The following is a 23,075-nucleotide window of genomic DNA, read 5'->3' as shown; positions in this document are numbered from 1 at the left end:
AGTATGAAGGATATGGAAAGTTAAATAATTTTATGTGTTTTATAGCTATTCCTTATTATTCGTATTACCTAAATATGTACATTTGCGTGGGAAAAATTTAAAACTCAGATAAAATTGGCAAGAAATAAGAAGCAGTTACCCTTGTTGGAAAAGGTAACAATTACAGACGTAGCCGCTGAAGGTAAAGCGATTGCACGAGTAAATGAGAAAGTAGTGTTTGTTCCTTTTGTTGCTCCCGGCGACGTAGTAGACATCCAGCTCACCCGTAAAAAGAACAGTTATGCCGAAGGTAAAGCAGTGTACTTCCACGAATATTCTCCGGAACGTGCCGTTCCTTTTTGCGAACATTTCGGTGTTTGCGGCGGTTGTAAATGGCAACATCTGCCCTACGAAGCGCAGTTGAAATACAAGCACAAGCAGGTCATAGACAATCTCACCCGTATCGGAAAGATAGAAATGGAAGAGATTTTGCCTATATTGGGTTCCGAACGCACCTCCTTCTACCGGAATAAACTCGAATTCACATTCTCCAACAAGAAATGGCTGACGGAAGAAGAAGTAAAATCCGGAGCTACTTTCGATTGCATGAACGGGGTCGGTTTCCATATTCCCGGTATGTTCGACAAAGTGCTGGATATACACAAATGTTGGTTGCAGAATAATCTTTCCAACCGCATCCGCCTTTGCATCAAGGAATATTGCCTGTCACACGAAGGATATCCTTTCTTCGACCTGCGGAATCAGGAAGGTTTTATCCGTACATTAATGATACGTACGGCATCGACGGGCGACCTGATGGTGGTTGTCGTATTCTACCATGAAGATAAGGAACGCCGCGAAGCCCTGCTGTCTCATGTGGCAGAACAATTCCCGGAAATCACTTCCTTATTATATGTCATAAACGAAAAGTGCAACGACACGATCACCGACCAGGAAGTCCTGGTGTTCCGTGGTAAAGATCATATCATTGAAGAGATGGAAGGCCTTCAGTTCAAGGTTGGTCCGAAATCGTTCTATCAGACGAACAGCGAACAGGCTTATAACTTATATAAGATTGCCCGCGAGTTTGCCGGACTGACCGGTAATGAAATGGTTTACGACCTTTATACCGGTACCGGAACGATTGCCAACTTCGTTTCCCGCCAGGCTAAGAAAGTAATCGGCATCGAATATGTACCGGAAGCAATCGAAGATGCTAAAGTTAATTCGGCTTTGAATAAGATTGACAATACGTTGTTCTACGCCGGAGACATGAAAGATATCCTGACAGCAGATTTCATAAACCAACATGGCCGTCCGGATGTTATTATTACTGATCCTCCACGTGCCGGCATGCACGATGATGTAATCAACACCATCCTTTTCGCCGAACCGGAGCGTATCGTTTATGTAAGTTGTAATCCGGCAACACAGGCCCGCGATTTGAGCCTGCTTAGCGTGAAGTACGACGTGAAGAAGGTTCGTCCGGTCGATATGTTCCCACATACACATCATGTGGAGAATGTCGTTTTATTAGAGAAGAAAAAGTAATATATATAATAATGTATAGGAAAATCGTCTCCCTTTTGTGTATCACTTTGCTTTTGAGTAGCTGTTCCGGCAAGAAGCAAGAGCAGAAGGAAGACGATTTTGTGTCTATGGACCTCCCCCAGTTGAAGGCACAGGGCGAAATCACAGCTGTCACACTCTACAGTTCCACGTCTTATTTCCAGTATAAGATGGAGCCGATGGGTTACGAATACGACCTGATAAAAGACTTTGCCCGTTCCGAAGGACTGAAGCTGAATATCAAAGTGGCCGAAAATGCCACCCGCCTGATTGAAATGCTCGAAGCCGGAGAAGCCGACGTTATTGCCTATCCCATCCAGGTAAGCAATAACCTGAAAGAAAATTATCTCTACTGCGGGCGGGAAGAGCTTACCAGCCAGGTATTGGTTCAGCGTGCCAACAAAGGCGATACGATTCTTAAAGATGTCACCCAACTAATCGGGAAAGACGTATATGTGAAACCCGATACTAAGTATTACGAACGCCTTAAAAACCTGGATAAAGAATTAGGCGGCGGCATCCATATAAAAGATATAAAGAAAGATACGGTAACAACCGAAGACCTGATAGCGATGGTCTCGCAAGGTGAAATCCCCTATACCATCAGTGACGATAATATTGCCCGTCTGAACAAGACCTATTTCTGGAATATCAATGTCTCACTGAAAATCAGCTTCATGCAGCGTTCTTCCTGGTTGGTGCGTAAGAGCAGTCCGAAGCTGGCCGAAGCTATTAATGCATGGGCATCGGATAAATCAGGCTCGCACGTCTATCGAGCAGTAGTGAAACGTTATTTCGAACTAGGCAAGCAACCGTTAACAGCAGATCTTCCCCCGGTAAAGAACGGACATATCTCTCCTTATGACGATTTGTTCCGTCGGCATGCCAAAAACATCGGATGGGATTGGCAACTGCTAGCCTCCATTTCCTATCAGGAATCCCATTTCAACCCTTCTGTCGTATCCTGGGCAGGAGCCGAAGGTCTGATGGGCATTATGCCGAACACGGCAAAAGCGCTTGGTGTTACTCCCCACGAACTGAAAGACCCGGATATCGGGATCCGTACAGGTGTAGATTGCCTGCGTAAATTCCGCCAGGGCTTTTCCGAGATTACCGACCCGCTGGAAAAGATAAAGTTTACATTAGCCTCTTACAATGCCGGCATCGGACATGTCTATGACGCTCAACGCCTGGCCGAGAAGTATGGAAAGAACCCGAACGTCTGGGAAGATAACGTTGCCGAGTATATCCGCCTGAAAAGCGATCCCGAATATTATAACGACCCTGTCTGCAAACATGGATATCTCCGCGGTTCGGAGACATTCAATTATGTGCGTGAAGTGATGGAGCGTTACAATTACTACAAGAGCAAGACTAAGCATAGTTGAATCACGCCAGATTCTCTGCAATCATCTCCTTTATGGCAAGTATTACCTTCGGATGACTTAGCGGTATGTCTTCAAAGACAGCCAGCAACTCTTCCGTACTCACTTCAAAAAGCTGTTCTCCCTTTTTATATGAAAAACAGACATTGATTTCCGGATTGCCGCTTATCAACATGGCGACTGTTCCGGGAAGGTCTCCCCAGGGAGGACAATCAATATTAGCGGTTATAAAACAAGCTGTAACCTCCGTCCCCGCTCCCGGTTGGGAACTTATCTTGACAAAACCTCCGGTCTGTTCCGCATTTTGTATCAGGAAAGGGATTCCCAGGCCTACCTTTCGGGTCGTACGGGTCGTATAGAACGGATCCGTTACCCGGGCAATCGTCTCTGCATCCATTCCACAACCGTTGTCTGCAATACGGATGATTGTATTCTCCTCATTTATAGCAATATCCAATAAGATACGAGTCGCACCGGCACGAACACTGTTTGATGCTATATCCGTAATATGAAATGTAAGTGTATTCATCCTGATATTTATTTCCTGATATGCTGAATATTAAACTTTTTTCTCCTTTATTTTATAAAAGGAAGGTATGCCTTACATATTGGCAAGTATAGCCTTACTTATATGTAGAATATACCTTACATTTATGTATAGTATATCTTCCTATTTTAATTATGCGGAGGAAAAGACTAAATGTTCCTGACTTTTGGCGTAAGCCATCCTGATGTTTTCGAATAAAGGTGCAGCAGCCCGTATCAAACAGGGCTTAGTCCCGATTTGTTCCGGATAATGGGCATCGGAAGCCGGATAGGATGTGTAGTTCGATAAATACTTCTGCTCCGCCAAAAGCCGGGCGAAACGGGAAGCATCCGTATATTCTATTGCATCCAGCGATAATGACGGATCAATAAATCCCAACTGGCTGATCAGGCTGAAAGAAGGCCGTTCCACATGTGCAGCAACAAAAAGGCCGCCCAGTTCCTTTACAAATGCAGCCACCTGATTGACGTTCTGATCGAGTGCGGAAAGCAACAAGTACGGGGCCTCTCCCATTATCTCATCTTTACGGTTTACCCAGACCTGGTCGCCGAAACGGTCGGGATCATTGGGAACAGGCGGTAGATGTTTCTCCAGATATTGCTGGAAAGCGGCACGGGCTTCATCACTTCCGAAAAGGGCAATGCAATGTGCTTCCTCACGGGTACAGACTTCGGCTCCGGCAAGGACAGTCAATCCGGCTTCGGCTCCCAACGATTGTATTTCAGGACATTGCAGGGTCGTGTTATGATCGGTTATGGCAATGATATCCAATCCGCGGGCAAGTGCCGTTTCGACAATGACCGTGGGACTCATATCCAGACTTCCACAAGGCGAAAGACAGGTATGAATATGCAGATCGGCCCGGTAGAGGTTCATCCGTTCTGTAACAGTTGATACACTTTTCCACTGATAACAAAAGCAGAAAGAGATGTTCCCAACAAAGGAATATCCTCGTCCTTCCCCTTTTGCAATGTTTCTTCATCCGGCGAAGCACCATTGACAATCAAGACGGCGGCAGCATCCTTCAGGGTTGAAACGGCAACAATGTTCTGATGGGTTTGCATGGTGATCCACAACATACCCTCTTCCATATGTCCCATTACATCACTCAACAAGTCGCTGGTATAGCCACCTTTGATTACCGTATCCAGATTCTCTTCTCCGCAAAAAACGGTAAGATTCAATTCTTTTACAAGATCACTGACCTTCATATTTAGCTCCTTTCTTATAACAGTCTTTATTTAAACGATCTTTTCCCCAGGTCTTTTCGACGAGGCGGAAGGCATGTTCCTGATCCAGTTTGCCATGCTTCTCCATATTACGCTGCATGAAAATGCAGTCGCTGAACTGTGCTTCGTGACGGACGATATCTTCTGCCAGACTTTGGCAATTAGGGTTTCCGCAAGCGCCACAGTCGATTCCCGGCAGATAACACATCAGACGGCGCACCTGTTCCATCTTTTTCAGGACTTCTTCGATAGAACCGTCATAGAGCAGCTTCGGGTTAGGCTGGAGCGGACGGATCGTGATGTGCTGCTTCAAATAAGCCAATGCTCCCAATCGTTCGGAGGCATAAATGAGCGGCGCCTTGTCACGTTTCATCGAACGCTTCATGATCCGTTCGGCCGTAAGGAAGCGGTTCGCAACGGCCAATACGCCTCCGGCACAACTGCGGTCACAGGCACGGAGTTCCAGGAAGTCCACATTACGGACCTCCGTTGTCGTTTCCATACGTTCCAGGAAATCGATCACATTATGTATTTCGTCGATGGCCAGGCAACGGCCGGAGAAGTGTTTGGCCTCCCCTCCCGTCTGGCTCCATCGCATTTCTTTCTTTGTCAAGGCGGGCGGAAGCACGCAATCCGGCTTATACCCTTTCGGTCGGTTTTGCAGGATATGGTATACCTTATTATATAGGGTATCCATATTGATCACGCCGTTAATGGTGGACGAATATCCGTCAGCACTCTTCAAGGCCGCAATCTTGGCGGCACAGGGAGTGACATAAAAGAGGCCGATCTGATCCGGGGAATGACCTTCCTCCGTCAATACCTGATGGTAATAGGTAGCAGTTGCATTCACCGGACTTTTCACCAGCAGGATATTATCGACCAAAGCAGGGAAGCGAATTTGTATCAGTCGCACAATAGCCGGACAAAAAGAACTGATCACCGGCTTTTCTTCGGCCTGTTCCATCTGCCGGAGCATCTCGCGATGAATCATATCGGCCGTAAACTCAACCTGGTAGACATGGGTGAATCCCAACTCATACAAGGCGCTGAATATTTCTTCTTCCGTCGTATATTTGGAAAACTGTCCGATGAAAACGGTGGGAACAAGCGCCACGCGGCATTCGTAGTCGAATATCTTCTGGAAGTCGTCCTGCTCCACATAAATGGCTTCTGTCGGACATGCTTTCAGACATTCCCCGCAATCGACGCACCAGTCTTTGCGAATCACGGCTTTCCCATCCCGGATACGGACAGCACGAGTCGGGCATTTCGTCATACAATGTGTACAACCGATGCAGCGCTCCTTGTCGATTTTCAGGGCATGATAAAATTTAGTATCTTCCATGGTCTTCTACTCCTTCTTTCTGAACCAGGTAACCATGCGTACGATTGTTCCTACGCCTACCTCGCTCTCTATAGTTAATTCGTCTACATTCTTTTTCATATTGGGCAATCCCATTCCTGCCCCAAACCCCATTTCACGCACAGCCGGCGAAGCCGTGGAAAAGCCTTCCTGCATGGCTTGCGGAATATCCGGAATACCGGGACCTTCATCTTTCAATGTCAGCGTAATCTTATCCGCATCCAGTTCTGCCGCCACTTTCCCGCGCCAGGCATGGGCAACAACGTTCACTTCCGCTTCATAGAGCGCCACGACCACTCTCTTGATGACACGGGAATCGATCGATAACTGTTTCAGTATCTTCTTTATCTGGCTGGAAGCATATCCGGCCTTCGAGAAGTTTCCTCCTTCCAATTCAAACGTTAGCTGCATATCCTCTCCTTTCTTTAATAGACCGGCACAAGACCGCTGCAATACAACTCGCCAGCCACATGATACATGGAATGACAGGTTTCAAGCAAGATCATATTGTTCTCGGACGCAAGTTGCAACATCTCCGGCGTAGCTTTCTTGCCACGGACGAAAAGGATACAATCGACATCGGCCATTTCAGCTGTACGGATCGTTTGCAGATTGCAAAGTCCGGTAATGAGAATCATTTCATCACAGCACAATGTCAGAACGTCGCTCATCAGGTCGCTGGCAAAAGCACATTGTACTTCATGGCCCAGCTTATCGTTTCCACACGCCACGGTCGCATCGGTAAGTTCTTGTATTTGCTGAATCTTCATAATCGCATGCAAGGTTTAATTTCGTGATGCCAATGTAAGAAATATTTTTTAATAGATGTCTGTTAGTCTATATTAATTACTATCTTTGTTCCAAAACGAAGATAAGCTGCGCCTCGACATAAAAAATGAACTCGTTCATTTTATTCTGTTCTCGGCTTGCATTATCTTTGGTAGCAATAAATAAAATTCTATTCTTATGTTTAGTAAAGAAACCTATATGGGCCGCCGGGCCAAACTAAAACAGACAATAGGTTCAGGCCTGTTGCTTTTCCTCGGAAACGATGAGTCGGGAATGAATTATGCAGACAACACCTATCACTTCCGCCAGGATTCCACGTTCCTGTATTTCTTCGGGCTTCCTTATGCCGGTCTCTCCGCCATTATTGATATTGACAATGATAAAGAAATCATTTTCGGTGACGAACTGACGATCGATGCAATCGTATGGATGGGAACTCAGCCGACTCTGAAGGAGAAGAGCGAAGCAGCCGGTATCACCGAAGTTCGCCCTTTCAAAGAAATTGAATCATATCTGAAAGCAGCACAACAGAAAAGCCAGCGTATCCATTACCTGCCGACTTACCGTGCGGAACATCAGATCAAACTGTTTCAATGGCTGGATATCGTGCCGGGAACGGAACAACCTTCGGTGCCTTTCATCTTCGGTGTGGTAAATCAGCGTAATTATAAGACTGCGGAAGAGATTGTCGAAATCGAAAAGGCTTGTGTGGTTACTGCCGACATGCATCTGACTGCCATGCGCACCGTCCGTCCGGGAATCCGTGAGAGCGAAGTGGCTGCTGCCGTGGCTGAAGTGGCTTATGCGAATGACTATCAACTCTCCTTCCCCATTATCGCAACGATCAACGGGCAGACGCTGCATAACCATGACCATAGCAATATGATTAAGAGTGGCGATATGCTGCTGCTCGATGCCGGTGCGGAAACGGAAATGGGTTATGCGGGTGATATGTCTTCTACCATTCCGGCTGATTCCAAATTCACGACTCGTCAGAAAGATATTTATGATATTCAGGTAGCGGCTCACGAAGCGGCTGTTGCAGCGTTGCGTCCGGGTATTCCTTTCGTCGATGTGTACGAACTATCCTGCAAAGTCATTATGGAAGGTTTGAAGGATCTTGGTTTTGTCAAAGGCGATCCGATGGAAGCTGTAAAGGCCGGAGCTCATGCAATGTTCATGCCTTGTGGCCTGGGACACATGATGGGATTGGATGTACATGATATGGAAAACCTGGGTGAAGTATATGTAGGATACGACGGACAACCGAAGAGCACAGAGTTCGGCCGTAAGTCTCTCCGCCTGGGACGTAAACTGGAACCGGGATTCGTTCTTACTATCGAACCGGGTGTCTACTTTATCCCTGAATTGATGGATCTTTGGAGAAGCCAGAATAAGTTTACCGAATTTATCAATTATGAAAAGCTGGTAACTTACAAAGACTTCAGCGGCATCCGCAACGAAGAAGATTATCTGATTACAGAAGACGGTGCCCGTCTGTTAGGAAAGAAGATTCCTTTGCACACGGAAGAAGTGGAAGCACTGCGGTAAATAAGAAATAGTTGAATATAAAACAAAACGCCCCGTAAAGCATCTCTAATCTTTACGGGGCGTTTATATTTCTAGTCGTTACCTGATCAATAAGCAAACATATCTGCATTAACCGGCAGTTCTTTGCCGTCGGCTGTCAAAACCTTTAGCTGAAGCATACCGCCATTATGGTCGAAATACTTAACTTCAATCGGATGAAGTCCCTTTGCCAATGCTTTCTGTCCGGTTACTTCACGGGGTGAATGAGGACCGTCATTGTCAACAACCAATTCTCCGCCAATCTTTAATGTACTGCCATCGTCAGACAACAGATTGAAAGTATAAATACCATCTTCCGGAGCATTGAAATATCCTGTAACGACCAAACCGATATTACCTTTCACTTCTTTCGGGATAGTCACTTCAGATATTTCATACGTACCGTTTACCGGAGCATTATCAATATCGGCACATTTGTTACCTTTAAACTCATGCCATACAGCCTGCAAACCTTTCTTGGAAGGTGTAGCATCCGCAGCCGGAGCATATTCGCTCTTAACGTAACGCGTCTTCACGATATCACCTTTCTTACCGTTCGGACGGAAAGAGCGGAAAGTGAAGTCTGTCGTTTCCGTTACCTTGATCGGACCGTTATACTGAGGCGATTCCAAAGTCGGGATACTGCCATCCGTTGTATAATGGATTTCAACACTCGGATCAAGACAAGTAATTGCCACTGTACCTTCACCGATAAATGCATTTGTGTTATTGAATCCTTCCAAATCCGGCATACGGTAATTTACGTTCATGATATTCAAGCGTGGGAATTGCTTAACCAGTCTTTCTTTAAATCCATCCCAACTTTTTACGGAAGGATCGCTCCAGGCCAGTTCAGCCAATGCCATCATACGGGGCATAATCATATATTGTATCCGTTCGCGGGATGGGATATATTCGCACCAGAGATTTGCCTGCATACCCAAAATCAATGCTTTCTGTGCATCATTCAACGACTCAAGCATCGGATTGTAATTATATACACCGGACAACGAATTTTTATCCTGCTGATAGTCAAAATAGAAATTAGCATTCGGAGTCATGATTGCATGGTTGCCTTGTGCCGTTGCGTCAGGAACTGCGTTCGGACTCCAGGTACGCCACCACATGATTGTTGCCGTCGGAGACAAGCCGCCTTCCAGGATTTCATCCCAGCCGATCATTTCTTTTCCGTTATCGTTAAAGAACTTCTCCATGTTATGAACAAACCAGGACTGTAACTCTTCTTCTGTCTTCAGCCCGTTATCTTTCATCCGTTTCTGGCAATCCGGACATTTCTTCCAGTTCGTTTTTTCTACTTCATCAGCTCCCAGATGGATATATTTATAAGGGAAAAGCGGAATGATTTCGCTATAAACATTCTTACAAAATTCAAGAGCCGAGTCTTTACCCGGACAAACCGGAGAAGAAAAAGTCGTTCCCCACCCTGTCTGATTAAAACAAGAAACACCTGAATAATTACTTACCGCCGCCAGCATATGTCCCGGCATGTCTATTTCCGGAACTACATCAATACCACGTACACCGGCATATTCAACGATTTCTTTAATATCTTGCTGGGTATAGAAACCTCCGTATAAAGTGTCGCCCTGAGTGATACGTAACTTTTCAGCCGGAATTTCATAATCGGGATTATCCTGCTCTTTTGCTAATCTCATACACTCCCGGTCATGATTGTTAAAGGTACGCCAAGCCCCTTTCTCTGTCAGCAACGGGTATTTCTTTATTTCGATACGCCATCCCTGGTCGTCGGTCAGATGCCAGTGGAATTTGTTCAGTTTGTAAAGAGCCATCATATCCAACAGTTCCTTCACTTCTTCTTTAGTAGAGAAATGACGGGAAACATCCAGCATCAACCCTCTCCAACCGAAACGGGGTACATCAGTGATCTGAACAGCCGGAACACTCCAATTAATATCCTTTACCACCGCCGGCGACTCTATCTCTGCCGGCAAAAGTTGGCGAAGAGATTCAATACCGGAAATAACACCGCCGTAGGTATTTCCCTTGATCTGAACTTTAGCGGAAGTAACGTCCAAAGAATAGGCACCTTCATTTTGACCGGCAATATCACTTACAGCCAAAGATATATCACCGTCTCCCTCGCGTACATTATATATATAGCCGGTTGAACGGGATAAAAGGCCGGAAAGATAGTTTGCAGCCGGCAATAACTGCTTATCAGCTACACCAATTGTCATGCCATCTTTCAAAGTAAACTGCCCATTGGCATTCTTAATCTCTTTGGGAATAGGAATAATAGAAACATCATGTGCCACAGGGGTCGTGGGTGAACATGAACTCAGCATTAAAGCTCCGGTCAGGGAACATGCTGCGATAAACTGTCTGTACATTTTAATGTGTTTATTTGTTTGGTAATAAATTAGAAAACAAAAATACAATAAAAATCCGGTTTACAGTCCATTTTTAAGAGAATGCAGACTTGTTTTATTAAGACAGTTTAACGCCAACATTACGAATCGTTCGTAGAATATTGTATCTTTGTTCATACTTTGTTATTAGTCACTCCATAATAGATAAGCCATGAAAAAATTAACCTATATCCTGTTAGCCGGTATTTTATTTTCCTGTTCCGGAGAAACGAAACAAACCGCGGCAGAGGAGAAAACAATCGACAATATCATCCGTTTGGGAGATGCTATTAATCAGATACGCGAAGTTAATTTATCGGAATTAGTAGATAGTATTACTTACCTCCCACTTGAAACCCGAAAAGAATGTTTGCTTAGAAATACAAGTTGGTTCAATTATTCTCCTCCGTATATTATATGTAGCCGCACTGTTTTTGATTTGAATGGTAAGTTCATCCGGACCATAGGTCGTATCGGGCAAGGTCCCGGAGAAGATCCCGCTCTCTATATGGGATCGCTTTTTACAAAAGGCCATTTCTATTCTTACGGTCATAAACTGATCGAGTATGATGAAAACGGTAAATTTACCGGTAATGAAATACAGTTATTATCGAATACAAAATCAGAATTTGAAGCACCTGGACAATTAGGAAGAATTGGATGGATCGACGATTGGGCTCCAGCAGGAAACTCTCTTTCAATATACAATCTTCCGGACACAGTCTACACTGTAGATCATAACTTCAAAATCATATATGCAGAACGTGTCATCCCTTCTTCCATACCTAAAATAAGACTTAATAATGTCAGTTATTCAGGTATTAAGCGAGCTTACACCTGCAACTCGGACAGTGTTCTTTTTTACAACTATTATAATGATACCATTTACAGGGTAAAAGAAAACGGTCTGTCTCCCCGATGGATCATTGATTTAGGAGAATATAAAATACCGAATGAAATTTCACTGACGCGGCAAAACGAACTTTTCGACGAGTTGATGATGTCTGTCCACAAAACCAGAAATAGCGTAGACCGAAAAGCTGCTCTTAAAAGCTATCTCGATAATTGCGAACTTACCCGCCTGACAGAAGGGAAAAAATGGATCGATGCTGTTTATGACACAGATCATTATATATTCATTATCTGGAATGAGAATATTGTCAGTCCAGTTCTCCGGGATATGGAAAATCAGGCTTACCCACAAATCGCTTATTACGATAAACGGACAGGAGAAACCGTTGCAGTAAAAGGTCGAGGTTTTATTGATGATATTCATCATAAAGAAACATTCTTCCCTCGTTTCGGAGTTTACGATAATCAATTGTTTGCCTATTTCTGGCCATACGAATTACATGAGTACATAGAGGAAAAACAGGCGGCTGGTAATAAAGTAGACCAAGCATTACTCGATTTATCCGGAAAAGTGGATGATGAAGATAACCCGATCTTTATGATAGCCCACTTGAAATAACAAAAAAAGAGCTGTTCCTCGTTGGGCGGAACAACTCTTTTTTAAAATAATAATCTACTGATTAAATTCTATTCAAAATGTCAGTCAGTTTATCCGGAGTAACATTTGCTGCAATAATAACTCCTTTGTCGTCAATCAGGAAGTTCTTCAAACCTTTCTGTAGGTTAAACTTTCCATACAACGCTGACTTTTTTCCAAGTCCTTCATGAAATTGCTTTGTGCCGCTAAGCCTATCTGCCTTTACCGTCTCGGTAAAGATTGATTCTTTCTCGTCGAGAGAAACAGAATACATGGCAATTTTGTCTGAACTTAGTTTGTTTACTTCATTCCATAATTGAACGTTACGGACCCGCGATTCAGCATCGTAAGCTGCCCAGAAATTCAGCAACGTGTAACGTCCGGAATGATTTTGGAAACTGAAATCACTTTCGCCTCCCAAAGACTCTATTCTCGGAGCCAGATCACCTGGATTAGTACCCACGGTAGGTCTTGCTTCTTTTGTACCGGATGACATTGTTGCCAACGCAACCGTTACAATGAGAACATAAGCTCTTACCTTCATAATTTATTATTTACGTTAAACTTAATCGGACGAGACTCTCCAACAGCTTACTTACCGGTCTGCGGGCGGTTTTCGTCTGCCATCCTTTATGTCCGACTCCTGATTTTCAGGAAGTAAACAAGCGTTTTTCCTTCGCTAAGGAGCTACTTTCTTGTTCTTAACGCTGGCAAAGATAAGCGCAAAATACCTTTACCTCCAAACGATATAACATAAATCGACTAAAAAGCAAGATTTTTTATATGTTTTATCGCATGAAAATCCACTAAAACGGTTGCTTTATAACATAAATTTAGGATTAGGAACAGGGATAAATACGAATAATCTTTCACCTTTCTTCAAATTAAACCTAATTCAACTGCTTTCCGGTAAAGAGAATCCGAAAATAAAAAACCCGGCTTGAAACCGGGCTTTTTTATTTTACTTATCATCATACGGCGAAGGCATCGGCATCCCTTCCTTGATATATTCATCATAAACAATTGTTGGATGGTCCTGTAATGATGTTCTGTTATACTCTTCTTTGAAATTATCGCGACGGAAGTTCTTCAGTTTGAGGTTTTCCGAACTGTAGGTTCGCAATGTTTCTTTTTTATTACCTGTCAACGAACTTTCAATAACTACCGAATCAAGAATGTTCATTTTAGGAGTCAATGTAGGGAGTAAGGTCTGCTCCAGCAGTCCTCTGTAGGCTCCGATATACTCGCACCAGCAAGAATCACCCCGTTTAAAAACACGGTAGGTGTAATTTGACCATGCCGTACGGACGTGAATCTCATGTTCCCAGATCTCGATACAAGCTTCTGAATCATAATTAGGGTCTTTGATAGTAACCCTCTCCAGGCCATGCGTTTTTTCCACTACTGTTGTTTGCCATTTGTCTGAATGCCGTACTTCGGCAATAATCTCAGGCAGCTTTTCCTTAATTTCAAACTGAATCTTCATCTCATTTGCCTGCCAGTCAGGACTTATTAAGGTTGCCAGGTTCTAAATTAAATATAACGTCTCTGTAAAAATAACAATTTCATTTGAATTTTTGTTTATCTAAATGCCATTATTTGCATATAACTTATTTACCTTTGCCTTATAAAACAAAAAACATGGGACAAAAAGACGAAATTATACTGATAAATATAAACGGAGCCGACCGTCCGGGGGTTACTGCCGCCCTGACAGAGATACTGGCAAAGAATAATGCGGTGATTCTCGATATCGGCCAGGCTGATATCCATGACAACTTATCACTGGGAATTCTTTTCCAGAGTTGCGAAGGCAATTCCGGAGATATCCTGAAAGAGTTACTTTTTAAAAGCTATGAACTGGATGTAAATATCCGTTTTAATCCGATCACGGAGCAAAAATACAGGAAATGGGTTGATATGCAGGGAAAGAACCGTTATATCATCACTATTCTGGGAAGAAAGTTAACTGCCAGACAGATAGCGGGCGTAACCCGTGTCGTTGCCGAACAGGGAATGAATATAGATGACATCAAACGTCTGACCGGCCGTATTCCTTTGGATGAAGATGCCCGTACCCCCAAAGCCAGCGTCGAATTCTCTGTGCGTGGAACTCCTCGCGACAAAGAGTTGATGAAGGCAGAGTTCATGAAGCTCTCGGCCGAACAGGTAATGGATATTTCTTTTCAGGAAGACAGCATGTATCGCCGTATGCGTCGTCTTATCTGTTTCGATATGGACTCAACTCTTATTGAGACTGAAGTAATCGATGAGTTGGCTGTTCGTGCCGGTGTCGGCGATCAGGTCAAAGCGATTACCGAATCTGCTATGCGGGGAGAAATAGATTTCAGCGAAAGTTTCCGCCAACGTTGTGCCTTATTAAAAGGATTGGATGTCTCTGTTATGCAGGAGATTGCCGAAAACTTGCCCATTACGGAAGGTGTCGACCGTTTGATGCGTATCCTTAAAAAGGTAGGTTTCAAGATCGCTATCCTCTCCGGTGGATTCACTTATTTCGGCAACTACTTGAAACAGAAATACAATATTGATTATGTATATGCCAATGAGCTTGAAGTTGAAGACGGAAAGCTGACAGGACGTTATGTCGGAGATATCGTAGATGGCAAGCGGAAAGCAGAACTACTCCGCCTGATCGCTCAGGTTGAGAATGTCGATATCCGTCAGACCGTAGCTGTTGGTGACGGGGCAAACGACCTGCCGATGATCAGCATTGCCGGGTTAGGTATCGCTTTCCATGCCAAACCAAAAGTAAAAGAAACAGCCAAGCAGTCCATCTCCACGATCGGTCTGGATGGTATTTTATATTTCCTGGGATACAAAGATTCCTATTTGGACGAACAAATGTAATTAATTAAAGCGTTTATGGTAAGACACATTGTAATGTTTAAGCTGACGGAGTTTGCAACTCCTGCCGATAAACTGGCAAAAATGCAGGAAATCAAAACAGGTCTGGAAGCGTTGATCGACAAGATCGATGTTTTACGTTTGATCCGTGTCGATTTCAATATTAACCCCGAAGAAACCTGGGATGTTATCCTGACTACAGAACTCGATTCGCTCGAAGATGTAAAGACATATGCCAACCACCCTGAACACGTAGCTGTTTCAAAAGGGATTATCGGCCCGGTAAAAGCCGACAGAGCGTGTGTTGATTATGAATTCTAAATAACACTTCTCTTTTATGAAGGAGTTTGATATTGAAGAACGTGTAAAAATTGCCGTTCAAAATTTTGAGTCGGGATACAACTGTGCGCAGTCGGTATTCCTGGCTTATTCGGATGTTTTTGAACTGAACCTGGATATGGCAAAGAAGATGTCCGTATCTTTTGGCGGTGGCGTTGGCCGGATGCGAGAGGTATGCGGAACGGTCAGTGCCATGGCTATGCTGGCTGGATTCAAATATCCGGTATTGGACCAACAGGATCAGGAAGCCCGGGCAAAGAACTATGCAATGGTTCAAAAGATGTCCGACCTGTTCAAGGAAAAGCATGGTACGATCATTTGCCGCAGCCTTTTGCCTGCCGCAGAAGCCAGCCAGACTGCTCCGGAACCTTCTGCAAGAACGGCTGAATATTATGCAAAACGTCCTTGTAGTAAATATGTGGAAGATGCAGCCCGTATAGCAGGACGAATGCTGAAAAACGAATTGGATTGATGGCTCAGGCCATCAATCTTATTTGAGAAACATATCCCAATGTCCTGATCTCACTGAATAAATTCATATAAGACGACTGGGCTTTCACATTCACTTTATAGGTTATGATAGACTTGTTCTGTTCATAAATAGATTCAAAGGAAACACTTACAATATAAATGTTCTTTGATTCAAGAATTTTGCGGACAGCTTTCAAATCAGGAGTTGCGGTCGTACAAATAATCGTCAGGATCTTATTTACCCCATTCAGGAACATCCTTTTTTCAAGTCTTTCAAGGCTAACCAATATAACTAATGTAAGGCCTGTCCCAATCAATGCCGGAACATACATCCCCGCTCCCACGGCCAGACCGATCACGGCAACAACCCAGATACAAGCCGCTGTTGTCAACCCATGAATACTCCCATGGCTTTGCATAATAGCCCCGGCACCCAAAAAACCGATACCAGTAAGTACCTGGGCAGCAATACGTCCGGGATCACCATTCAGGAAGTTAGGATAACATTGCGGTATCCAGATAGATATCAGCATGGCTGCTGCCGACCCCATACAGATCAATGTAAAGGTTCGCATTCCGGCTTCCCGGCGGCGAAACTGGCGCTCCACACCAATAATCGCACCTAAAAAGAAACTGACTAATAATTTCACAGCCGCAGTAGTCGGAGTTATAGTTGTGTTCTGTAATATATCATTAATTTGGTCAATCATATTTTTCTTCTTTATTTATTGGCAAATATAACTATTTATTTGAATATCCCTATATACTTCACAAGCTGTATCCCTTTAAAAAAAGGCTTTATGTTTTCAATTATTTAGGGTAAATTTGCCGGCTTAAAAGACAGCTTATGAAACAAACATTGAAAGAAAACGGTGGACTTCCACCTTTGATCCTCTGGACATTATCCATTGTTGCCGGTATTTCGGTCGCCAATCTATATTATAACCAGCCTCTTTTAAATATGATACGGCATGATCTCGACGTATCTGAATTTACGACCAATCTGATTGCTATGGTTACACAGATTGGTTATGCTTTAGGATTGTTATTCGTTGTGCCACTGGCAGATATGTATAAACGTAAAAAGATAATCGTCACCAATTTTGCTCTTTTGGTACTTTCACTTTTATGCATCGCCACAGCGCCCAACATTCATATAATCCTGACTGCTTCATTATTTACAGGCATTTGTTCGGTAATACCACAAATATTCATACCCATCGCCGCCATTTATTCAAAACCGGAAAACAAAGGACGTAACGTAGGGCTGGTCGTTTCAGGATTATTATCCGGAATATTGGTTTCACGGGTCATTAGCGGAGTGGTCGGAGAATTGTTCGGCTGGCGTGAAATGTATTATATTGCTGCCGTACTGATGGTTGTGTGCAGCATCGTAGTAGTTACCGTTTTGCCGGATATACGCCCTACTTTTAAAGGAAAATACGCCGACCTCATGAAATCTCTTCTATCCTTAGTAAAGGATTATCCGGCTTTACGGATTTATGCTGTCCGGTCAGGATTGGCTTTCGGTTCTTTTCTGGCTATGTGGTCGTGTCTGGCATTCAAAATGGGACAAGCACCTTTCTTTGCAAACAGCGATGTGGTTGGTATGTTGGGACTTTGCGGCGTAGCCGGGGCCATGTCGGCCTCGTTGGTTGGAAAATATGTCAGGAAAGTGGGAGTCAGAGCTTTTAATTTCTGGGGATGCGGTTTGATACTGCTAGCCTGGTTATTACTTTATTTCGGAGGAAACTTTTATACCTCTATCATAGCCGGCATAATTATTATAGATATTGGCATGCAATGCATCCAGTTAAGTAACCAATCAAGCATTTTCGAATTATGCCCGGCTGCCTCCAACCGGGTTAATACTATATTTATGACAACCTATTTTGTCGGAGGTTCGTTGGGAACTTTTCTTTCCGGAACGGCCTGGCAGCTGTTTGGATGGGCCGGGACTGCCGGTGTAGGAGTATTTCTTTGCTGTGCTTCTCTATTGGTTACTTTATTATCCGCAAAGAAGATATAAAAATACGCTTATCCATATCCGTAGAAAAAAACGGAGAGACTTATTTATCAAGCCTCTCCGTTTTCTATTATGGATATATCCTTTTATTTTTTCGATATTTCAATCACCCGGCTAGCCAATTGTCTACCGGAAAATACCGGAATACCGACTTTCATCAGATATTCACCGGAATATGTCTTTCCGTTACATTTTAATATAGATTTGGTATCCGGGAGCAAATTGATCTCTTTTATCTCATACTGAGCTTCCGGAGACAATCCCTGCAAACGTACAGGTTGCAACGTCTCTGCATATCGGGGATGGATATCGAAAGCAAAAAGAACAGCCTTATCCGTCGCTTCATTCACATACATCACAGCAGAATGATTTCCTTCGTAAGGAGATACCAGACGATACAGGTCACCATCCAGAATAGCGTTACCCAAACGATTGAAATTCTTCACCGCCCCTTTGCAATATTCCTGTTCTGCCGGAGTCATATCATGAATACGGATATCAAAACCCAATTTACCCATCATCGCAACATCCGTACGGAATTTCACGCTGGCATTCTTATTCCAGCTTGTCACATGGGCAGCCATTGTTTTGGAAGGGAAGAAATGAGAATACCCCCACTGGATGAAGATACGTTCTATCGGATCCGTATTATCGCTCGGCCAGAACTCAGTGAAGTATTTCAACGCTTCATAATCAGAACGTCCGCCACCACCGGAGCAAAGCATCATCGGCAGGTTCGGATATTTGGCTTTTACACGTTCCAAAACATTATACAATCCTTTTACATGTTCAATATATAAATGAGACTGCTGATCTTTCAGATAAGGAGAATAAATATTGGTAATCGGACTGTTGCAATCCCATTTAAAATAAGCGATACCCGGATATTTCGTCATCAGATTGTCTACAATTCCAAATACATAATCCTGAACTTTCGGATTACTAAGGTCCAATACCATTTGATTTCTGAAATAATATTCATCTCTGTTCGGCAGATGGATTATCCAATCCTTATGTTTTTCATAGAGTTCGCTTTTTGGATTCACCATCTCCGGCTCAATCCATAATCCGAATTTTATACCTTTACCGGTTGCTTCTTTCACCAGTTTACCGATACCGTTCGGCAACTTCGTCACTGTTTCATCCCAGTCACCCAAGCCCTGACGGTCACTGCTACGAGGATATTTATTGGCAAACCATCCGTCGTCCAACAGGAACATATCAACTCCCAGCGATTTGGCTTCGTCCATAATATCGACCAGCTTGTCTTCATTAAAATCGAAATAAGTAGCTTCCCAGTTATTCAGCAAAGTCATACGCGGTTTATCGCCGTCTTTTACCTGATATTTACGGGCCCATTTATGGAAGTCGCGGCTTGCTTTTCCTTTCCCTTCCGCACTGAAAGTAAAGATAAACTCAGGAGTCCGGAATATATCCTGCGGCTTCAATGAATATTCTGAAGCATAGTTGTTTATACCGGAAAGGATACGCAAATTATTCAAATTATCCACCTCAAAAGTAAAACGGAAATTCCCCGTCCAACCAATGGTTCCGAAAAGGACTTCCCCTTCATTTTCCTTTGATTCCTCATTCAGTGCCAGTAAAAAGAAAGGCGAATTGAACATATTGGCACGGCTTCCCAACTTAGTATCCAATACTTTTTTACCAAATGAAAGCTGTTGTTCCGTCATGTTGACTTCATGTGCCCAGTCTCCGGCAAATTCTGTCAGAAAATATTTACCACCGTTCAGATGAAGCAGCGAAGATGCATAATTATAAAGCATAACCGGCTTCTTCTCCTGATGAGATATCTCGGTATACGTTTTGATTATATTTTCTTTGGCATAAGCAATAAAATGAAGATCAACCGTTACGGGATAAACGTCATCTTTCAGTTTAATAACGGTTTCCGTAACACCCGGTTGCAAATCGCTGGTTTTGTAAGATACATACTTCAGCAACAGGGAAGGATTGCCGTCATTGTGCAATATCCGGATAGCCGGTTCGAAATAATCTTCCATACCATGTGTGATATAAGCCTCGCCAAGCATAGGCAACTGGTCGATATCACTATTAAAACGGAGCTTTTGCCCTACATATGATTGGTACAAACGCCCGTTATTACCTACTTTATAAATCAGACTGATATTGTCCGTTGTAATAGGAATAACTGTTTTATCGTTGGCTCTCAACGATATAGATATAACAATCAGGCAGATTAAAAGAAATAATTTGTTTTTCATTTCATTATTTTACTTGGTTTACAATACGTATTTACTCTACTTGAAAATTGAAAACAACTATCATACTATCATACTTTTCCTACATCTTACTGTTTACTAAAGGTTTACACAGCAAGAAAACATCCTTCAACTATCATAAAACTATCATTATACTATCATACAACTGTCATGCTTTTCAGGATATAACCAGTGGAATCATTAGTGTAGTCAGTTATCCGATGATACTTGTATTTTTCATGAAACCTATTGTCTTTTTTGACAAAGGTAGGTATTAAAACAAATTGACACCCGGGTGTCAGGTACTTTGAGACCCGGATGTCGACTATGGTTACACCCGGGTGTATCTGTCGGTAACACCCGGATTGGATAAATAATAAGTCCCTTTTTTTGTCAAATAAAACAAGGATATCTTTCTATTTAATCAATAGTTTTATACATCCAAAGCCCCTATAAGTTCTTTGGCGGATTTGAATCCATGTCTGTCCAGGTATTCATTCATGCCATCAATCACTTTTACAGAAACAGTCGGATCTATAAAATTATAGGTTCCAATCTGTATGGCAGTAGCTCCGGCCAGCATAAACTCGACGGCATCTTTCCAGTTGGAAATACCTCCCAAACCGATGATAGGAATCTTAACTGCCTTGTAAGTTTGCCATACCATACGCAGGGCAACCGGCTTTACACAAGGACCGGAAAGGCCACCGGTTATTGTAGATAATATAGGTTTACGTTTCTCTGCGTCAATGGCCATGCCAAGCATGGTATTGATAAGTGAAACAGAGTCGGCACCTTCGGCTTCGACTGCTTTTGCAATCTCGGTAATGTCGGTCACATTAGGAGAAAGTTTTACAATAAGGGTCTTGGGATAAACCTTGCGGACAGCTTTCACAACCTCGGCAGCACCACAGGTTGTAACCCCGAAAGCCATACCACCTTGCTTCACATTCGGGCAGGAAATGTTAAGTTCGATAGCCGGAATTTTATCCAGTTCAGCTATTTTTTCTGCACATTCCACGTATGTTTCCACCGACGAACCGCTCACATTTACGATCATATGTGTATTAATATCCTTAATAGCAGGATAGATATGATCGACGAAATATTGTGCTCCTTTATTTTGCAGGCCTACCGCATTTAACATTCCAGAAGGAGTTTCCGCCATGCGGGGATACAGATTTCCTTCACGTGGTTGGATGGTTGTTCCTTTTACAAAAATACCACCCAGTCTTGAAATATCCATAAAGTCGGAATATTCGACTCCGTATCCAAATGTACCCGAAGCAGTCATTACCGGGTTTTTTAACTGCAAATTTCCTATGTTTACATTTAATTCAGCCATCTCAATTTCTCTATATTAAATACGGGACCTTCAGTACAAACACATACATGACCTTCTTGGGTATTCTCCACACAGCATAGGCAAGCACCTATACCACAAGCCATTGTATTTTCCAGTGAGACTTCGCATGTGATCGATTCGGCGGCGGCATATTTGGCAACAGCTACCATCATCGGTTTCGGTCCACATGTATAAATCCGGTCAAAATGAACATTTTTCAATACGGAATGATTTGTTACATAACCTTTTTCACCCAAAGTGCCGTCTTCGGTAGTTATGTGAACAGTTCCTATCTTCGCAAACTCATCCAACTGCAACACATCATCCTTTGAACGGGCTCCCAACAGAAATACCGGTTCAAAACCGGCGTTCTTCAAAGCTGATCCCAGGCATAGCATCGGAGCAGTACCGACACCACCGCCAATAAGCAGTAATTTCTGATTTTTATCTTCACTGGCAGGAATTGTAAAGCTGTTACCCAATGGCAACATGATATTTACAATATCTCCGGGGCGGTATTCTGCCATACGACGCGTTCCATCTCCAACTAATTGGATAAGCAACCACAATTCGTTGGTTGTTTTATCTACAAAGTTGATTGAAATAGGCCGGCGAAGAAATGTTGTAGGAGAGTTATCCACGAGCACCTGAACGAACTGGCCGGGAAGCATTTCCGGCAAAGTGTCGTCGCAGGTTAACTTTAGCAGGCAATAATTTTTATGAAGGCGGTTGTTTTCAGTTACCTTCATATCTAACATGTACTTCTTCATATAATATGATTACTCAATTTCTATACAAAGATACATGAATAAGATGTATATAGCAATGTTGGGTTAGTCTTTCTTGTTTTTTTCGGGGGTAAAAGTCTCAAACGTATTATCTGAATAGAATATCATTATTTTGCTCACATTTCTGGATGGCTTATCCTGACATACAATCTGTTCAATAACAGGCTGTTTAGTAGTGTTTACAGGTGTTTCAACCCTAATTTCCTTGCGATATTCGGGAGAATCTTGTACGTTGGACGGAATTATCGTCGTATTTGTAAACAAATTGGGCTCAGTTAACACATGTTCACGCATCATAGTGCCTTTACCAAATAAAAGCCAATCGGAGTCTACGTATGTAAACCGTTCCAATATTTTAATTAGTACATCCAGGCTCGGATTATTTCTGCCGGATATAATATGCGACATAGCCGAACGTTGGATACCGATTGCTTCGGCAAATTTAGAAGGAGTCAATCCTTCGTGTTCCATTACTGCTAAAATACGTTCTTTCATTACCAAAATACGATTTATTTACCAAAAATCACTGCCAATCTGTCTGTTTACATGAATATAGTATAGAATTATATACTGATACAAATATAAATCATTATTTCCAATTGTGCAATTTATTTTTATAATCATATACAGATACATTTGTAACGTGTAGTATAATAATGTGGCGCATACTTTTGTAAACCCCTATAACA

At 43.0% G+C, this 23,075-nt stretch carries 22 protein-coding genes; 8 read left to right on the top strand and 14 right to left on the bottom strand.

All coding sequences use genetic code 11. The features are described from left to right. Window positions 1-114: 114 nt before the first annotated feature. Together rlmD and NBH14_RS09575 are read left to right on the top strand one after the other, a co-directional pair. Window positions 115-1,530 (top strand): 23S rRNA (uracil(1939)-C(5))-methyltransferase RlmD, encoded by a 1,416-nt coding sequence (gene rlmD, locus NBH14_RS09580; protein ID WP_128133358.1) that lies wholly within the window; start codon window positions 115-117, stop codon window positions 1,528-1,530. 11 nt (window positions 1,531-1,541) lie between these two features. Further along, window positions 1,542-2,936 carry an MltF family protein gene (locus tag NBH14_RS09575; protein WP_186959334.1) on the top strand — a complete coding sequence of 465 codons (1,395 nt, stop codon included), beginning with the start codon at window positions 1,542-1,544 and terminating at the stop codon, window positions 2,934-2,936. Window position 2,937: 1 nt separating this feature from the next. On the opposite strand, the gene NBH14_RS09570 is transcribed toward NBH14_RS09575, so the two are convergent. The 6 genes from NBH14_RS09570 to NBH14_RS09545 form a co-directional block, all read right to left on the bottom strand. Next, window positions 2,938-3,462, bottom strand: coding sequence for a sensor histidine kinase (locus tag NBH14_RS09570; RefSeq protein WP_128133359.1), 525 nt, complete (start codon window positions 3,460-3,462; stop codon window positions 2,938-2,940). Between the two features lie 150 nt (window positions 3,463-3,612). Next, complete coding sequence (locus NBH14_RS09565) at window positions 3,613-4,356, bottom strand: PHP domain-containing protein (RefSeq protein ID WP_128133360.1); 744 nt, start codon at window positions 4,354-4,356, stop codon at window positions 3,613-3,615. After that, window positions 4,353-4,691, bottom strand: coding sequence for a DRTGG domain-containing protein (locus NBH14_RS09560; RefSeq protein ID WP_007656800.1), 339 nt, complete (start codon window positions 4,689-4,691; stop codon window positions 4,353-4,355). Before NBH14_RS09560 ends, NBH14_RS09565 begins: the two co-directional genes overlap by 4 nt. After that, window positions 4,678-6,057 carry a [Fe-Fe] hydrogenase large subunit C-terminal domain-containing protein gene (locus tag NBH14_RS09555; RefSeq protein WP_048315698.1) on the bottom strand — a complete coding sequence of 460 codons (1,380 nt, stop codon included), beginning with the start codon at window positions 6,055-6,057 and terminating at the stop codon, window positions 4,678-4,680. The genes NBH14_RS09560 and NBH14_RS09555 overlap by 14 nt, the downstream gene beginning before the upstream one ends. Before the next feature lie 6 nt (window positions 6,058-6,063). Beyond that, window positions 6,064-6,486 carry an ATP-binding protein gene (locus tag NBH14_RS09550; protein ID WP_007656804.1) on the bottom strand — a complete coding sequence of 141 codons (423 nt, stop codon included), beginning with the start codon at window positions 6,484-6,486 and terminating at the stop codon, window positions 6,064-6,066. A gap of 14 nt (window positions 6,487-6,500) precedes the next feature. Beyond that, window positions 6,501-6,845, bottom strand: coding sequence for a hypothetical protein (locus NBH14_RS09545; RefSeq protein WP_007656807.1), 345 nt, complete (start codon window positions 6,843-6,845; stop codon window positions 6,501-6,503). A 196-nt stretch (window positions 6,846-7,041) separates the two neighbouring features. Between NBH14_RS09545 and NBH14_RS09540 the strand changes: the two genes are divergently transcribed. Continuing rightward, the gene (locus NBH14_RS09540; RefSeq protein WP_129698764.1) at window positions 7,042-8,415 is read left to right on the top strand and encodes an aminopeptidase P family protein; all 1,374 of its coding nucleotides are present in this window, start codon (window positions 7,042-7,044) and stop codon (window positions 8,413-8,415) included. Window positions 8,416-8,501: 86 nt separating this feature from the next. On the opposite strand, the gene NBH14_RS09535 is transcribed toward NBH14_RS09540, so the two are convergent. Next, a complete protein-coding gene (locus NBH14_RS09535) occupies window positions 8,502-10,805 on the bottom strand; it encodes a family 20 glycosylhydrolase (RefSeq protein ID WP_128133362.1) in 2,304 nt (767 codons plus the stop codon). A gap of 190 nt (window positions 10,806-10,995) precedes the next feature. Here NBH14_RS09535 and NBH14_RS09530 point away from each other — a divergent pair, with 190 nt between their 5' ends. After that, entirely contained in the window at window positions 10,996-12,294 is a 1,299-nt protein-coding gene (locus tag NBH14_RS09530; RefSeq protein WP_128133363.1) for a DUF4934 domain-containing protein, read from the top strand. Between the two features lie 61 nt (window positions 12,295-12,355). Here NBH14_RS09530 and NBH14_RS09525 read toward each other — a convergent pair whose 3' ends face one another. Both NBH14_RS09525 and NBH14_RS09520 read right to left on the bottom strand, forming a co-directional pair. Beyond that, window positions 12,356-12,856: a thioredoxin domain-containing protein gene (locus NBH14_RS09525; protein WP_007656814.1), complete on the bottom strand. Its 501-nt coding sequence runs from the start codon at window positions 12,854-12,856 to the stop codon at window positions 12,356-12,358. A 417-nt stretch (window positions 12,857-13,273) separates the two neighbouring features. Next, window positions 13,274-13,798: a hypothetical protein gene (locus NBH14_RS09520; RefSeq protein WP_128133364.1), complete on the bottom strand. Its 525-nt coding sequence runs from the start codon at window positions 13,796-13,798 to the stop codon at window positions 13,274-13,276. Between the two features lie 155 nt (window positions 13,799-13,953). Between NBH14_RS09520 and serB the strand changes: the two genes are divergently transcribed. Genes serB through NBH14_RS09505 form a run of 3 tightly spaced genes read left to right on the top strand, consistent with a single transcriptional unit; the run spans window position 13,954 to window position 15,988 of the window. Continuing rightward, window positions 13,954-15,180 carry a phosphoserine phosphatase SerB gene (serB, locus tag NBH14_RS09515; RefSeq protein WP_044246285.1) on the top strand — a complete coding sequence of 409 codons (1,227 nt, stop codon included), beginning with the start codon at window positions 13,954-13,956 and terminating at the stop codon, window positions 15,178-15,180. A 15-nt stretch (window positions 15,181-15,195) separates the two neighbouring features. Next, window positions 15,196-15,498 (top strand): Dabb family protein, encoded by a 303-nt coding sequence (locus tag NBH14_RS09510; protein ID WP_007656822.1) that lies wholly within the window; start codon window positions 15,196-15,198, stop codon window positions 15,496-15,498. Window positions 15,499-15,514: 16 nt separating this feature from the next. Then, window positions 15,515-15,988 carry a C-GCAxxG-C-C family protein gene (locus NBH14_RS09505; RefSeq protein ID WP_186959335.1) on the top strand — a complete coding sequence of 158 codons (474 nt, stop codon included), beginning with the start codon at window positions 15,515-15,517 and terminating at the stop codon, window positions 15,986-15,988. Window positions 15,989-15,992: 4 nt separating this feature from the next. On the opposite strand, the gene NBH14_RS09500 is transcribed toward NBH14_RS09505, so the two are convergent. Continuing rightward, a complete protein-coding gene (locus NBH14_RS09500) occupies window positions 15,993-16,697 on the bottom strand; it encodes an MgtC/SapB family protein (protein WP_007656826.1) in 705 nt (234 codons plus the stop codon). A 137-nt stretch (window positions 16,698-16,834) separates the two neighbouring features. Here NBH14_RS09500 and NBH14_RS09495 point away from each other — a divergent pair, with 137 nt between their 5' ends. Then, window positions 16,835-18,016 (top strand): MFS transporter, encoded by a 1,182-nt coding sequence (locus NBH14_RS09495; protein ID WP_010803088.1) that lies wholly within the window; start codon window positions 16,835-16,837, stop codon window positions 18,014-18,016. Window positions 18,017-18,099: 83 nt separating this feature from the next. Here the strand turns inward: NBH14_RS09495 and NBH14_RS09490 are convergent, their stop codons facing one another. From NBH14_RS09490 to NBH14_RS09475, 4 genes are all read right to left on the bottom strand, one after another. Beyond that, window positions 18,100-20,256 (bottom strand): alpha-galactosidase, encoded by a 2,157-nt coding sequence (locus NBH14_RS09490; protein ID WP_128133365.1) that lies wholly within the window; start codon window positions 20,254-20,256, stop codon window positions 18,100-18,102. Between the two features lie 430 nt (window positions 20,257-20,686). After that, on the bottom strand, window positions 20,687-21,598 hold the full coding sequence (locus NBH14_RS09485; RefSeq protein WP_128133366.1) for a dihydroorotate dehydrogenase: 912 nt from the start codon (window positions 21,596-21,598) through the stop codon (window positions 20,687-20,689). Next, on the bottom strand, window positions 21,586-22,368 hold the full coding sequence (locus NBH14_RS09480) for a dihydroorotate dehydrogenase electron transfer subunit (protein WP_186959336.1): 783 nt from the start codon (window positions 22,366-22,368) through the stop codon (window positions 21,586-21,588). The genes NBH14_RS09485 and NBH14_RS09480 overlap by 13 nt, the downstream gene beginning before the upstream one ends. 63 nt (window positions 22,369-22,431) lie before the next feature. Beyond that, window positions 22,432-22,881: a helix-turn-helix domain-containing protein gene (locus NBH14_RS09475; RefSeq protein WP_007656833.1), complete on the bottom strand. Its 450-nt coding sequence runs from the start codon at window positions 22,879-22,881 to the stop codon at window positions 22,432-22,434. Window positions 22,882-23,075: the final 194 nt, after the last annotated feature.

This window comes from Parabacteroides caecihominis (assembly GCF_023656785.1).
Classification (GTDB): Bacteria; Bacteroidota; Bacteroidia; order Bacteroidales; family Tannerellaceae; genus Parabacteroides; species Parabacteroides segnis.
The sequence above is the reverse complement of the archived record's forward strand: the minus strand, read 5'-3'. Positions and strand labels throughout refer to the sequence as shown.